This is a genomic window from Xanthobacter sp. SG618, from assembly GCF_012932745.1.
Taxonomy (GTDB): Bacteria; Pseudomonadota; Alphaproteobacteria; order Rhizobiales; family Xanthobacteraceae; genus Xanthobacter; species Xanthobacter flavus.
The window spans coordinates 40479-53763 of record NZ_JABBHL010000005.1; the positions used below are offsets into that span (position 1 = coordinate 40479).

14 protein-coding genes are annotated in these 13285 nt (G+C 68.0%); 2 read left to right on the plus strand and 12 right to left on the minus strand.

The window, feature by feature from the left end; translation table 11 throughout:
- The first annotated feature begins 49 nt into the window (after positions 1 to 49).
- Together FHT36_RS14675 and FHT36_RS14680 are read left to right on the plus strand one after the other, a co-directional pair.
- Positions 50 to 1354: a ubiquinone biosynthesis hydroxylase gene (locus tag FHT36_RS14675; protein ID WP_169123254.1), complete on the plus strand. Its 1305-nt coding sequence runs from the start codon at positions 50 to 52 to the stop codon at positions 1352 to 1354.
- 54 nt (positions 1355 to 1408) lie between these two features.
- Positions 1409 to 3286, plus strand: coding sequence for an ABC-F family ATP-binding cassette domain-containing protein (locus tag FHT36_RS14680; RefSeq protein ID WP_169123255.1), 1878 nt, complete (start codon positions 1409 to 1411; stop codon positions 3284 to 3286).
- Here the strand turns inward: FHT36_RS14680 and FHT36_RS14685 are convergent.
- The 12 genes from FHT36_RS14685 to FHT36_RS14740 all read right to left on the minus strand — a co-directional run bounded on the left by FHT36_RS14685 (position 3255) and on the right by FHT36_RS14740 (position 13271).
- On the minus strand, positions 3255 to 4199 hold the full coding sequence (locus tag FHT36_RS14685) for a LysR substrate-binding domain-containing protein (RefSeq protein WP_169123256.1): 945 nt from the start codon (positions 4197 to 4199) through the stop codon (positions 3255 to 3257). The genes FHT36_RS14680 and FHT36_RS14685 overlap by 32 nt on opposite strands.
- An 82-nt stretch (positions 4200 to 4281) precedes the next feature.
- The gene (locus FHT36_RS14690; RefSeq protein WP_169123257.1) at positions 4282 to 5349 is read right to left on the minus strand and encodes a YeiH family protein; all 1068 of its coding nucleotides are present in this window, start codon (positions 5347 to 5349) and stop codon (positions 4282 to 4284) included.
- Positions 5350 to 5436: 87 nt separating this feature from the next.
- A complete protein-coding gene (locus FHT36_RS14695; RefSeq protein ID WP_169123258.1) occupies positions 5437 to 5994 on the minus strand; it encodes an SH3 domain-containing protein in 558 nt (185 codons plus the stop codon).
- 85 nt (positions 5995 to 6079) lie between these two features.
- Positions 6080 to 6853 carry a ferredoxin--NADP reductase gene (locus FHT36_RS14700; protein WP_024276763.1) on the minus strand — a complete coding sequence of 258 codons (774 nt, stop codon included), beginning with the start codon at positions 6851 to 6853 and terminating at the stop codon, positions 6080 to 6082.
- 7 nt (positions 6854 to 6860) lie between these two features.
- On the minus strand, positions 6861 to 7196 hold the full coding sequence (gene fdxA, locus FHT36_RS14705; protein WP_169123259.1) for a ferredoxin FdxA: 336 nt from the start codon (positions 7194 to 7196) through the stop codon (positions 6861 to 6863).
- Between the two features lie 214 nt (positions 7197 to 7410).
- Entirely contained in the window at positions 7411 to 8286 is an 876-nt protein-coding gene (locus FHT36_RS14710; RefSeq protein ID WP_169123260.1) for an ABC transporter ATP-binding protein, read from the minus strand.
- A gap of 7 nt (positions 8287 to 8293) precedes the next feature.
- Positions 8294 to 9259, minus strand: coding sequence for an ABC transporter permease (locus FHT36_RS14715; RefSeq protein WP_246702247.1), 966 nt, complete (start codon positions 9257 to 9259; stop codon positions 8294 to 8296).
- A gap of 5 nt (positions 9260 to 9264) precedes the next feature.
- Entirely contained in the window at positions 9265 to 10698 is a 1434-nt protein-coding gene (locus FHT36_RS14720; RefSeq protein ID WP_169123261.1) for an ABC transporter substrate-binding protein, read from the minus strand.
- Positions 10699 to 10867: 169 nt separating this feature from the next.
- Positions 10868 to 11644, minus strand: a complete 777-nt coding sequence (locus FHT36_RS14725; RefSeq protein ID WP_169123262.1) for a Crp/Fnr family transcriptional regulator — start codon at positions 11642 to 11644, stop codon at positions 10868 to 10870.
- Positions 11645 to 11724: 80 nt separating this feature from the next.
- Complete coding sequence (locus FHT36_RS14730) at positions 11725 to 12336, minus strand: nucleoside deaminase (RefSeq protein WP_246702248.1); 612 nt, start codon at positions 12334 to 12336, stop codon at positions 11725 to 11727.
- 146 nt (positions 12337 to 12482) lie between these two features.
- Complete coding sequence (locus FHT36_RS14735) at positions 12483 to 12905, minus strand: F0F1 ATP synthase subunit epsilon (protein WP_169123263.1); 423 nt, start codon at positions 12903 to 12905, stop codon at positions 12483 to 12485.
- Between the two features lie 132 nt (positions 12906 to 13037).
- On the minus strand, positions 13038 to 13271 hold the full coding sequence (locus FHT36_RS14740; protein ID WP_168457145.1) for a hypothetical protein: 234 nt from the start codon (positions 13269 to 13271) through the stop codon (positions 13038 to 13040).
- Positions 13272 to 13285: the final 14 nt, after the last annotated feature.

Here is a 13285-nt window from a genome sequence, read left to right on the forward strand (position 1 = left end):
TCGCCACCCGGCAGCGTAGAACGAAGAACGATCATCAGGAGTGAAGGTCATGGGCTCCCCGAACGCACCGCTTCCGGAGACCGGCTGGTCCGCAAACCCGGCCGCCGCCGATCGCGCGCAAGCGGAACGGGCACCGGCGGAACGGGCGGATGTGGCCATCGTCGGCGGGGGCCTCGCGGGCCTGAGCCTCGCCCTTGCCCTGCGCCAGGGCCTCGGCCCCGATGCCGACATCGCCCTTTACGACCCCACCCTTTCACGCGCCGGGCTCGATGACGGGCGCTGCTCCGCCATCGCCGCCTGCGCCCGGCGCATGCTCACCAGCCTCGGCGTGTGGCACGAGATCGCCGCCAAAGCCGAGCCCATGCGCACCATGGTGGTGACGGACAGCCGCACCAAGGACGTGGCGCGCCCCACCTTCCTCACCTTCGACGGCGATGTGGAACCGGGCGAGCCCTTCGCCTTCATGGTGCCGAACCTCGATTTGCAGCAGGCGCTGGTGGCGGCCTCCCGGTCCGCCGGCATCGACCTGCGCGAAGAGGCAGTGACATCGTTCCGCAGCGAGGGCGGCGGCGTCGAACTTGCCTCCGCCTCGGGCGTGCCGCTGCGCGCCGGCCTGCTGGTGGCGTGCGACGGCGCGCGCTCGCGCATCCGGGAGATGGCGGGCATTTCCACGGTGTCCTGGGGCTACGGGCAAAGCGGCATCACCTTCGTGGTGGAGCACGAGCGCCCGCACGAAGGCCGCGCCGAGGAGCATTTCCTGCCCGCCGGCCCGTTCGCCATCCTGCCTTTGCCGGGCAACCGCTGCTCGGTGGTGTGGACCGAGCGCACCGCCGACGCCGAACGCCTGCTTGCCTTGCCGTCCGCCATCTTCCAGGAGGAGCTGGAGCAGCGCTTCGGCCATCGCCTGGGCTGGGTGAAGCCGGTGACGAAGCCCCGCGCCTATCCCCTCGGCTTCGCCATGGCGCGCGCCTTCATCGGCGACCGGCTCGCGCTGGTGGGCGATGCCGCCCATGTCATCCATCCCATCGCCGGGCAGGGCCTCAACATGGGCCTGCGCGATGTGGCGGCCCTCGCCGAGGTGGTGACGGACGCCGCGCGCGTCGGCCTCGACTTCGCCTCCCCCACCGTGCTGGAGCGCTACCAGCGCTGGCGGCGGTTCGACACTTTGGCCATGGGCGTCGCGACGGATGGCCTCAACCGGCTGTTCTCCAACCATTCCGATGCCCTGCGCGCCATCCGCGACGTGGGCCTCGGGCTGGTGGACCGCCTGCCGCGCCTCAAGGGCCTGTTCATCAAGGATGCGGCGGGCCTCACCGGCGAGGTACCGAAGCTGCTGCGCGGCGAGACGCTCTGAAGCGGGACGCTTCCGCATCTTGCCCTGCCCGGCCCCGCCTGCGAAAAGCCCGGCATGATCGTTCTGGACGATATTTCCCTGCGCCTTGCCGGGCGCCTGCTCATCGACCACGCCTCCGTCGCCCTCCCCGAGAATGCGCGCGTCGGCGTGGTCGGCCGCAACGGCTCGGGCAAGACCACCCTGTTCAAGGCGCTGGTGGGCGAGCTGGAGCTGGAATCCGGCGCCATCCGCCTGCCCAACCGCACCCGCATCGGCCGCGTGGCCCAGGAGGCGCCGGCCGGTCCGGACAGCCTGATCGACCGCGTGCTCGCCGCAGATACGGAGCGCGCCGCGCTGCTCAAGGAGCGCGAGACCACGCAAGACCCGAACAGGATGGGCGATATCGAGATGCGGCTGCTCGATATCGGCGCCCATGCGGCGCCGGCGCGGGCGGCCACCATTCTCGCCGGCGTCGGCTTCGACGAGAGCGCCCAGCAGCGGCCCTGCTCGGAATTTTCCGGCGGCTGGCGCATGCGCGTGGCCCTCGCCGCCCTGCTCTTCACCGAGCCGGACCTGCTGCTGCTCGACGAGCCCACCAACTATCTCGATCTTGAAGGCACCCTGTGGCTGCAGGATTACCTCGCGCACTATCCGCGCACGGTGATCCTCATCTCCCATGATCGCGACCTGCTGGACGAGAGCGTCGACCATATCCTCCACCTCACCGGGCAGAAGCTGACCCTCTACAAGGGCGGCTTCACCTCGTTCGACCGGCAGCGGCGCGAGCGGCTCTTGCTGGACCAGAAGGCGCGCAAGAAGCAGGAGATGCAGCGCGCCCACATGGAATCCTTCGTCGCCCGCTTCCGCGCCAAGGCCACCAAGGCGAAGCAGGCCCAGTCGCGCCTCAAGGCCCTCGCCCGCATGGAGCCCCTGGCCGCGCAGGTGAGCGAGGAGGCGGCGGCCATCTCCATCCGCCATCCCGAGAAGCTGCTCTCCCCGCCCATCGTGGTGCTGGAGAAGGTGGCGGTGGGCTATGTGCCGGGCCGGCCGATCCTCCAGAACCTCAATTTGCGCATCGACGAGGACGACCGCATCGCCCTGCTCGGCCCCAACGGCAACGGCAAGTCCACCTTCGCCAAGCTCCTCGCCGACCGGCTGAAGGAGGAAAGCGGCCGGGTGGTGCGGGCCGACAAGCTGGAAGTCGCCTATCTCGCGCAGCACCAGATCGACGAGCTCATCCCCGGCGATAGCCCCGCCCAGCATGTGCGGCGCCTCATGCCCGACGCGCCCGAGGCGCGGGTGCGGGCGCGGGCGGCGGAGATGGGCTTTTCCGGCGGTGCGGCCGACACCAAGGTGTCGTCCCTCTCGGGCGGAGAGAAGGCGCGCCTGCTGCTGGGGCTCGCCACCTTCCGCGGGCCGCATCTGCTCATCCTCGACGAGCCCACCAACCATCTCGACATCGAGGCGCGCGCGGCGCTCATCGAGGCCATCAACGACTTCCCCGGGGCCGTCATCCTCGTGTCCCACGACCGGCATCTGCTGGAGGCCTGCGCGGAACGGCTGTGGCGCGTCTCGGGCGGCACGGTGAAGGCCTATGACGGCGATCTCGACCAGTACAAAGCTGAGGTCCTCTCCCGCTCCGACGGCGACCGCATGACCGACAAGGGGCGCAAGGACCGCTCCGAGACCAAGGCGGAAGCCACCCCTGCCCCGCGCCGCATCGCCACCGGCCCGCTCAAGAAGCGCATCCGCGAGCTGGAAGGCGCGGTGGACAAGCTGACGAAGCAGATCGAGGGGCTGGACGCCAAGCTCTCCGACGCCGGCCTCCATGCCGCCAAGCCCCTGGACGCCGCCCGCTTCGCAAAGGAACGGGCCGAGGCGGCCGAGAAGCTGGCGCAGGCCGAAGAGGAATGGCTGGAGGTCAGCGCCGAGCTCGAGGCCGCGGGCGGCTGACCGGCGCGGCCGGGGCGATCCCCGGCGCCGCCTCCGGCTCGCGCACCAGCGCCAGCAGCGCCTGCGCCGCCCGCGAATTGTAGCGGTCGGCATGGCGCAAGGCGTAGAAGCGCCGGGCCGGCAAGGTAAGCGGCAGCTGTTTCAGCGTGCCCATGGCGAGGCCCGAGGCGGTGACGAGGTCGGAAATCACCGTCGCGCCCGCCCCGGCGGCGACCGCGCTCACCACCGCCTCGTTGGACGGCAGCTCCAACACCACCTTCAGCTGGGACGGATCGAGGCCCGAGGCGCGCAGGGCATCCTCGAACACCTGCCGCGTGCCCGAACCCGGCTCGCGCAGCACGAAGGGCATGTCGATGAGATCGGCCGGGGTCAGCGCCTTGAGCTCGGCGCGGGGATCATGGGCCGCCACCACCAGCACCAGCCGGTCGCCGGGCACCGCGACCCGGGCCAGCAGCGCCTCCTCCACCTCGCCTTCCACGAAGCCGAGATCGGCCTCCCCCGCCCGCACGGCGGAGGCGACCTGCGCGGTGTTCCCGATCACCACTTCCAGCGCGATGTCGGGATAGAGCTTGTGGAAGCGGTGGAGCAGCGGGCCGAGCCAGTAATTGGCGATGGTCTGGCTGGCGTGGATGGACAACCGTCCGCGCCTGAGGCCGGACAGATCGGCAAGGATCGTCTCGGCGGCTCCGGCCCGGGCGAGCACGGCTTCCGCTTCAGGGACGAAGACGCGGCCGGCCTCGGTCAGCTCGATGCGGCGTCCGACGCGGTGGAACAGGGCGACCCCGCAGGAGGCCTCGAGGGCCGCAACGGAAGCGCTGACCGCCGACTGGGTCATGTTCAGCGTTTCGGCGGCGCGGGTCATGTGGAGCGCGCGGGCGACGGCGACGAAGACTTTCAGTTGCTCCAGCGTCATCCCGCCCGACCGTCCCGCTCCGCTCAGGCGCCGCGCGGGCATGAAGACAGGCCCGTGAGCGACGCCCACGGGCCTGTTGGTATCACATCAGCGTCTTGATGAGGATGAAGCTCAAGCCTGAGATGAAGAGCCAGGCCGCGGCGCCGAGCAGGAGGGGCTTGATGCCCTTCAGCCGGAGCTTGCGCATGTCCGTCTCCAGCCCCATGGCGCCCAGCGCGACGGCGAGGAGGAAGGTGGTGGTGGTGGCGACGGGCATCTTCACCTCGGGCGGCACGTAGCCGCTGGACGCGACCATCACCATGGCGATGAAGCCGAACACGAACCACGGCATGGGCGGGCTGGCATGGCCGGCCGACTTGTCGCCGCGCGCCCGCATCACCGCCGCCGCGCCGAGGCCGATGACGAGGGGCGCCAGCAGCATCACCCGCGAGAGCTTCGCCACGGTGCCGAACTCGCCGGCCTGCTGGCCGCCCTGGAAGGCGGCGGCCACCACCTGCGCCACCTCATGGATGGAGGCGCCGGTCCACAGGCCGAAAGCATGGGCGTCGAAACCGGTGAACGGGATCAGCGCCGGCATCAGCAGCATGGAGAGCGAGCCGAAGATGGTGACGCAGGCCACCGCATAGGCCACGTCCTCGTCCGAGCCGCGCGTCACCGTATTGGTGGCGATGACCGCCGAGGCGCCGCAGATGGCGGTGCCGGCGGCGATCAGCTCCGAGAGCTGCCGGTCCACGCCCATGGCGCGGCCGAGCCAGCGGGTGACGAAGAAGGTGGCGAACAGGGTGAAGGCGACGATGGAGAAGCCCACCACGCCCACCGAGCGCACCTGCTCGAAGGTGAGCTGCAGGCCCAAGAGCACGATGGCAAAGCGCAGGATGCGCCGGAGCGCGAACTTCACGCCGGGCTTGATGATGGCCGCCGTGCCGAAGATGTTGTGCAGCGCCATGCCGATGACGATGGCGAGGATGAGCGGGCTGACGAGGCCCATGCCCGGCACCTGGCGGATGGCATAGGCCGCCGCCGCGATCACCACCGTATAGGCAAGGCCCGGCAGGATGCCGCCGAAGGCCGTCACCAGCGGGCCGCCAGCGGCGGACACGGCGGGAACGGGGGGAATGAGAGCGGGATCGGTCAGGTGCTTGTCGGTCATGGCAGGGGGTCCTCTTGAGACGAGGATGGCCCCCGGCCATGGATCGATCAAACGAGTTGTTTTTCTACAATTGATCGATGAATCCGATTATCGGACCACCACGCCCCGCCGCACCACCGTGTTGCCGGCCGGCCCGCGCGTCGCGCCCGCGTGGCGGCAGACGCCGTTGTAGCAGCGGGTGGCACCCACATGGCCCACAGGTCCACGCGCATAGGGGCCGTAATAGCGGTTCCACTGGCCATACCACGGACGACCCACATAATGGGTGTTCCAGTAGGACTGGTTGAACGCCACCGCGGCGATGCCGAGGCCCGCCGCGACCGCAGCGGTCATCACCACCGGCGAGGCTCCGGCGGACGGCACGACCTTGATATACTGCGCCGCCATCCAGCCGCGCACGCTGCCCAGCGCGACATCGCACCACGAATAGTCCGCAAGGCAGCCGTAGGTGGCAAGGGTCGCGCCGGCGGGCACGGTGACCACGGTCGGGAAGCTGGTGCTGGGACCGGCCCGCAGATTCACATTCGTCACGGCCACCGCCGGGGTCGCCGCGGCGGCCGCTCCGGCCGTGAGAAAGCTGGCCAGAACGACGGCCGCTCCGGCCACGGCGCGCAGGCGCGATCCAAGTTTGACACGTATCGACACCAGCATCTCCATCATCAGGATCTGGCGCGACAGCCTAGCTTCGGATCGTTACCGGCCCGTTGCCCGATTTTGCAATGTGCAACGCTCAGCGCTCGGCGAAGGCCTTCTCGACCACATAGGTCTCCGGCCGGTTGCCGGCGCCCTCCACGAAGTCGCGGGTCTCCAGCAGCGCCTTGGTGTCGGCGATCATCTGCGGCGAGCCGCACAGCATCACCCGGTCGTGCTCGGCATCGAGATCCGGCAGGCCGAGATCGGCGAAGAGCTGGCCGCTCTCCATGAGGTCGGTGACACGGCCGCGATTGCGGAACGGCTCGCGGGTGACGGTCGGATAGTGCAGCAGCTGCGCCTGCGCGTATTCGCCGAGGAAATCGTGCGCCTTGAGGTCCGCCACCACCTGCTCGCCATAGGCGAGTTCCGCCACCTCGCGGCAGCCATGGACCAGAATGATGTGCTCGAACCGCTCATAGGCCTCCGGGTCCTTGGCGATGGAGACGAAGGGCGCAAGGCCGGTGCCGGTCGCGAGGAGATAGAGCCGCTTGCCGGGCTTGAGATTGTCCAGCAGCAGTGTGCCCGTGGGCCGGCGGCCGACGAGGATGGGATCGCCCGGCTTCAGCATCTGGAGGCGGGAGGTGAGCGGCCCGTCCGGCACCTTGATGGAGAAGAATTCCAGCTGCTCCTCGTGGGGGGCGCAGGCGAGCGAATAGGCGCGCAGCAGGGGCTTTTCGTTCACGTCGAGGCCGATCATCGTGAACTGGCCGCTCTTGAAGCGGAAGGCGCTGTCGCGGGTGGCGGTGAAGGAGAAGAGGCGGTCGGTCCAGTGGCGGACCTCGAGCACGGTCTCGGTGTTCAGGTTGCTCATGATGCCCTCACGCCTGCGCCGGTGCCGGGGAGAAGGCGCTCTCGAACTTGCCGTCCACGTTCATCCACTGCGCGGCATCCGCCGGCGGCTCCTTCTTCTCGGCGATGTTCGGCCAGAGGGCGGCATATTCGGCGTTGAGCGCGATCCAGGGCGCGGCCGCCGGGTCGCTGTCGGCGGAGATGGCGGCGGCCGGGCATTCCGGCTCGCAGACGCCGCAGTCGATGCACTCGTCGGGCTTGATGACGAGCATGTTCTCGCCCTCATAGAAGCAGTCGACCGGGCAGACGGCGACGCAATCCATGAATTTGCAGCGGATGCACTTGTCGGTGACGACGTAGGCCATGGGGCAGGTCCGGTTGTTGTTCGATCTTTATTTTAGCCGGAGGGTGCCGCACTCTTGAGGACTAAGGCCTTGGAGGGTCAATTAATTGCAGATTTTCGGGAGGGTCGGGAAAGTCGGAAAGACGGCCCTCAAATGCCATCGCCCTCCGGCTGGACCGGAGGGCGACAACGGCAAACCACACGGGCAAGTCAGACCTGCACATCACACCGGCACGTCACACCACCTCGGCCAGGTTCGCGCCGTTGAGGTTCACCGCGAGGCCCTTGAGCGCGTCCTCGTTCAGCTCGCCGCCCATGGCCTTCAGGCTCTCCTCGCGGATGAGGGCGCCGAGATCGGCCCGAAGCTGCACGAATTCCGGCGAGAGCTGGAGGGCGGCATCGCGCGGACGCGGCAGGGGCACCGTCACCTCGGCCTTGATGGTGCCGGGGCGGGCGGTCATCACGTAGATGCGGTCGGAGAGGAAGATCGCCTCGTCGATGTCGTGGGTGACGAACAGCACGGAGATGCCGAGCCGCTGCCAGAGGTTGGTGAGGATCTGCTGCATGATGACCCGCGTCTGCGCATCGAGCGCGCCGAACGGCTCATCCAGCAGCAGCACCTTGGGCCCGGTGGCCAGCGCGCGGACGATGCCCACGCGCTGCTTCATGCCGCCGGAGAGACGATCGGGATAATGATCCTCGAAGGCGGAAAGCCCGGCGAGGCCGAGCAGCGTGCGCGCGGCGACCGCCCGCTCCGATTTGCCCATGCCGCGCATCTTCAGGCCGAATTCCACGTTCTCCCGCACCGTCTTCCAGGGGAAGAGCGAATATTGCTGGAAGACCATGCCACGGTCGGCGGAGGGGCCTTTCACCGGCTCCTTGTCCACCGTCACGATGCCGGACGTGGGCTTCAGGAAGCCCGCCACGGCATTGAGCAGCGTGGACTTGCCGCAGCCCGAAGGACCGATGATGGAGACGAACTCGCCGGGATTCACCACGAGGTCCGCATCGCTCACGGCGATGACGGCGCCGTCAATGGTGTCGTAGGCGAGGTTGAAGTCGGAGACCTCGATGAGGCCGGTCCTCGCCGGCGCGGTCGCGGGGATCGCCATGATGGCCTCACTTGGCGCGCGACCAGGGCGTCACGGCCCGGCCCGCGATGCGGATGAGAAACGAGGAAGCGAGCCCGAGCACGCCGATGGTGATCATGCCCAGCGCGATGTCCGGATATTGCACCAGGGAATAGGCCTCCCAGGTGAAATAGCCGATGCCGAACTGGCCGGAGATCATCTCCGCCGCGATCAGCGACACCCAGGCGACGCCCATGCCCACGGTGAGGCCGGTGAAGACCTGCGGCAGCACGGCGGGGAAATAGACCTCGCGGAAGGTCGCCCGCTCGGTGGCACCAAGGCAGCGGGCGGCGCGCACCAGCACCTCGTCCACGTTCGCCATGCCGTGCAGCGTGTTGAGCAGGATGGGGAAGAACGAGCCGAGGAAGGTGATGAAGACGATGCTCTCCTCGTTGGTCGGCCACAGCATGATGGACATGGGCACCCAGGCGATGGCCGGGATGGGCCGCAGAACTTCCGAGACGGGGAAGACGAATTCCTTCAGCAGCTGGAAGCGCCCCATCAGCAGGCCCAGCGGCACGGCCACGACGGCGGCCAGCGCGAAGCCGATGAAGATGCGCCGGCAGGAAATGTAGATGTGGTTGAGGAAAGCACCCGTGGAGAACGCCGTGCGGGCGCTCTCCAGCACCTGCTCGGGCGAGGGCACGTTGAGGAACCGCACGTAGAAGGTCATGCGGTTCGCCGTCACCACATGCCAGGCGAGGATGAACAAGCCGATGGCCAGCGCCCCGAGCAGAGTGGCGCGGATGGTGTGGGCGTTGAGCTTCAGCCAGCGCCGCGCGCGTCCGGCGAAGGACCGGTCCGGCGCCGCCACTGCCGCCACCGCGCCCCGCTCCGGCCGCAGCACGATGTGACCGGGCGCGGCCGGCCGATGCACCCCGCCGTCGCCGGCGAGGTGGAACGGGGCAGCGATGGGCGCGGATTTCGCCGCGGGCTTCATGGCAATGCTGTTCATGGCGCTCACCCGCGGGCCCCGGACGCCGCCTTCAGCGCGTCGGTGAAGGGCAGCACCTTGCCGCCGCCCTTGGCCGCAGCCGCCTCGGCATCGGCCTTCAGCATGAAGGGCTGGATCTCCGTCTTTCCGTCCTTGGTGGAGACGGCGTAGAAGGCATCCGTCGCGAACAGCTTGATGCCGCGGGCGGTGTCGAACAGATAGGTCATGTTGATCTTCTTGCCGGCGGCGTTCAGCTCTGCGAGCGCCCCGAGGGTGCAGGCGGCGCTGGAATAGGGCTTGATGCCCTCGCCCTCCACCCAGATCTCGCCCGCCTTGCGCGGCTCGGAAATCTTGACCTTGCAGAAGCTGTCGTCGCCGGCGATCTCGTAGTTCGCGAGGCTTTTCAGCTGCGCCTCGTAATCAAGCCCGAGCTCCTTGTAGGCTTGGCGCACATAGGTGTCGTTCACCCAGGCCTTGACGTCGAACTCCTTCATGCGACCGAGCTTCTGGAGCACCGCGGCATCCTGCGCGGCATCTTCCACCAGCTGCGGCTTGATGGTGGGGTCCATGGTCATGATGCCGCCCGGGCCAAGGAAGATGTAGACGACTTCCTTGTCGATGCCCGTCCACTTGGCGATCTTCTCGGCCGCTTCCTTCGGGTTCTTGCGAACCCAGTCATTGGCTTCGATCACCGCCTTGATGTAGCCGACCACGACCTCCGGATACTTTTCGGCGAAGTCCGTGCGCACCACCACGCCGTGCCAGGTGGGGGCGTTGGTCTCCACGCCGTCGAAGATCTTGCGGGCAAAGCCGCGGAACGGCAGCAGCTCGGCGAAGGGCACGAAATCGGCGTGGGCGTCGATCTTCTTTTCCTGGAGGTTGGTGGAGCCCACCTCCGGCGACTGGCTGACCAGCTTGAAGTAGTCGGCCGGCCAGTTCTTGTCCTGCATGGCCTTCAGGATCATGCCGTGGGCCGCGGAGCCGAACGGCACGCTGAGCACCTTCCCCTTCAGGTCGCTCAGTTCGTAGTAGGGCGAGTCCTTGTGGACGACCACGCCGTTGCCGGAGCCGTAGATGTTGTAGGCGGCGACCGCAACGAGCTGGGACTTGGACTGGGGATTGGACTGGAAGGTGTAGCCGTTCACCACCAGCGGATAGTCGCCCATGCCGCCGAACTGCAGCTTGTCGGCCATCATGCCGTTGGTGACGGGCGGGCCGGAGGTGAAGTTCTGCCACTCGATGTTGTAGGTGGCGCCGGCGTACTTGCCGTCCTTCGGCAGATACTTGTCGAGAAGCTTCAGCTCCTTGATGACGACGCCTGTGGTCACCGTGTTGGTGGTGGTGTCCTGCGTCCCGATGCCGATGTTGATGGTCTCCGCGGCAACGGGGAGAACGGCGGCGCAGCTGGTCGCGAGGGCAAGGGCAAAGGCGCGAAGAATGCTGGGGCGAAACGGGTTCATCAGATCCACCTCTCGGGGCTAAGACGGCTCTCGACGGTGATCTTCAGGCGTCAGGTTCGATCCGTTCAAAGGAAGATGTGGCCGAGGTGTCGATTAGTTGCCTCCTTTGCGGACCCGCCTTCTTTTTCATCAATTCGCACATCTGCGGGTCGCCGGAGGGCCATCCGCCTCACCGGTCGCCGCGCATCACGTGGAGCGCTTCGAGGTCGTAGACCACGATCTTGGCCTTCTCCGCCTTCAGAACCCCCTGCTCCTGCAATCGCTTGAGGCTGATCGTCACCCACTGGCGGGTGGCGCCCACCATGTGGGCGAGGTCGGCGTGGGTGAAGGCCGAGCCGATGGCGATGGCACCCTCTTCCTTCACGCCATAGGTGTCAGCGAGATGGATCAGGAGGTGGGCGAGGCGTTCGGTGACGGAACGGGTGCCCAGCATCTGGGCAAGGGCCGAGTAGCATTTGCCCTTGAAGGTGAGCCCTTCGATGAGGCCGATGGCGAAGGCCGGCACCTGGGCGATCAGCCGCCGCAGGGTCTTTCCGGTCAGGTGGACCACCACGCTGTTGGTTGCCGCGACGCCGGACCAGACATGCTGGCCCTGCCCGAACAGCTCCGGTCCGCCCACGAAATTACCCGCGCTCCAGTAGGCGAGCGTGATCTCCCGGCCCGACGGCGCGATGTAGAAAACGCGGATGCGGCCGCTCTCGATCAGGAAGATGCCATCGTGCGGCGTGCCTTGGGAGAACAGCATCTTCCCGCGATAGACGACGCGCTTCTGCCCCTCCCTCAGCACCTCCTCCCGCTCCTTGGCCGTGAGCCGCTGGAACAGCAACGGAGGACCGTTGGTGAGCGCGGCATTTTCGGTGAGGAGCAGCGCCTGCGCGGGGTTGGACCCGGCCAGAAGGGGCGACGTTGCGGGCACTGGTTTGGCGTGCAGCGGGGCAGTCTGCATGCTGGATATCTCCCGTTTGGACGGCTTCCAAGCCGCAAGAAGCATACCAGCATTATAAATATTAAATCGATCTTTTTAATTCATTTTTGATCGAACAGCGCGAGGGCTTCCGGTGCGAGAACCCCGCCCGTAATCGACACCTTCAGGAAGGGCGCGGCCTCGGCCATGGTCCGCGCGACATCCAGCGCGGGCATTCCGATCTGCGGCTGCCGGCCATATTTGGCCGCCACCTGCTCCAGCGAGGCGCCGAAGACCACGCGCGAGAGCCCGCACCAGAGAATCGCCCCCATGCACATGGGACACGGCTCGGCCGACGCGTAGATGGTCGCGCCCTTCAGCTCGTCCGCGGGCCGCGCGGCGAGGAAGCGGCGGATGGCGACCATCTCGGCATGGGCGGTGGGATCGTTCAGCTGCCGGCCGAGATTCGGCCCCCGCGAAAGCACCTCCCCGCCCCGCGCGATCACCGCGCCAAACGGAAAGTCGGACTGGGCCGCGAGCGCGATGGCCTCGCGCATCAGCCCTTCGTCCTCCGGGCGCTGCGGCCCCGGCACCGCATCGGCGCGGGTCTCGGATGGGAAGAGCGACAGGACGCTACCCGCCGCAACAGCGAGGCCCGCCAGGACGCCTCGCCGGCTCGGGGCGTACGCAGCCACCCGCTGTCGTCCGGTCCGCATCGCGTCGTCGGCGGTCATGCTGTCGCCTCCCCGGGAAAGCTGAGCACGCGGCACCGGAGAGGGCAATCGCGCTCGGAGGCGAGACCACGCGATGCAAAGGCCGGAAAAACAAAAGGCCCGGGCTTGCGGCCTGGGCCTTCCTGAAGAGTCGCGCGTGTGGACGCTCAGTGCGTGGTGGCGCCGGTCCGGTCGCGCTCCAGCGCCTCATAGACCTGCTGCAGGTCGGCGAGGTGCCGGGCGGCACGCTGCTTGGTGTCGTCGCCGGTGGCGTCGTTCACGTCCTCGCGGGCGTCCTGGATCTGCTGGGCGAGCGCGGCGAGATCGAGCTCCTCCAGCGGCTTCGCCTCTTCGGCGAGAATGGTGAGGCCGGCCGGGTTCACCTCGGCGAAGCCGCCGCGGACGAAATAGCGGCGGGCGCCACCATCGGCCTTGATGGTGAGGATGCCGGGCTTGAGCATGCCGATGAAGGGCGCATGGCCCGCCAGCACGCCGAACTCGCCTTCCGCGCCCGGCACGATCACCTCGGTCACGGCGCCGGAAAAGACGAGGCGCTCGGGGGAGACCAGCTCAAAAGGTAAGGTCGCCATCTGTTCAATCTCCGGGTCGTCCCCGCCGGGGATCCCGCGGGAGCCTTGCCGGCCGCCCTCGGGAGGGTCAAGCCGGCGGAGCGGCTCCGCCATGGGTGGGAGCCGGACGGCTCCATGAAATCTTGTGCCCGATCAGCGGCGGCGGTCGGCGACGAAGCCGACGCCCAGGCCGATGATCGCGCCCACCACGGCCGCAAGCAGTATGTGGCGGGTCTGCTCGGAGGTGAGGCCGCCACGCGGCCCCTCTCCTTGAACGCGGATGTCGATGCCCGGGAGGCGCAGTTCCGCCACCTGGGGCCGGGTGAGCCAGCCGGTGATGCCACCGGCCAGCAACCCGAGCACGAGGCAGACGATCTTGATGTTCATCGCGATCGCTCCCC

Bases quoted from the DNA above. Each gene is read 5' to 3' on its own strand.
- FHT36_RS14740 (WP_168457145.1), bottom strand. From the start codon at position 13,271: ATGAACATCAAGATCGTCTGCCTCGTGCTCGGGTTGCTGGCCGGTGGC.
- FHT36_RS14680 (WP_169123255.1), top strand. From the start codon at position 1,409: ATGATCGTTCTGGACGATATTTCCCTGCGCCTTGCCGGGCGCCTGCTC.
- FHT36_RS14690 (WP_169123257.1), bottom strand. From the start codon at position 5,349: ATGACCGACAAGCACCTGACCGATCCCGCTCTCATTCCCCCCGTTCCC.
- FHT36_RS14725 (WP_169123262.1), bottom strand. From the start codon at position 11,644: ATGCAGACTGCCCCGCTGCACGCCAAACCAGTGCCCGCAACGTCGCCC.
- FHT36_RS14720 (WP_169123261.1), bottom strand. From the start codon at position 10,698: ATGAACCCGTTTCGCCCCAGCATTCTTCGCGCCTTTGCCCTTGCCCTC.
- FHT36_RS14730 (WP_246702248.1), bottom strand. From the start codon at position 12,336: ATGACCGCCGACGACGCGATGCGGACCGGACGACAGCGGGTGGCTGCG.
- FHT36_RS14675 (WP_169123254.1), top strand. From the start codon at position 50: ATGGGCTCCCCGAACGCACCGCTTCCGGAGACCGGCTGGTCCGCAAAC.
- FHT36_RS14735 (WP_169123263.1), bottom strand. From the start codon at position 12,905: ATGGCGACCTTACCTTTTGAGCTGGTCTCCCCCGAGCGCCTCGTCTTT.
- fdxA (WP_169123259.1), bottom strand. From the start codon at position 7,196: ATGGCCTACGTCGTCACCGACAAGTGCATCCGCTGCAAATTCATGGAT.
- FHT36_RS14710 (WP_169123260.1), bottom strand. From the start codon at position 8,286: ATGGCGATCCCCGCGACCGCGCCGGCGAGGACCGGCCTCATCGAGGTC.
- FHT36_RS14715 (WP_246702247.1), bottom strand. From the start codon at position 9,259: ATGAACAGCATTGCCATGAAGCCCGCGGCGAAATCCGCGCCCATCGCT.
- FHT36_RS14700 (WP_024276763.1), bottom strand. From the start codon at position 6,853: ATGAGCAACCTGAACACCGAGACCGTGCTCGAGGTCCGCCACTGGACC.
- FHT36_RS14685 (WP_169123256.1), bottom strand. From the start codon at position 4,199: ATGACGCTGGAGCAACTGAAAGTCTTCGTCGCCGTCGCCCGCGCGCTC.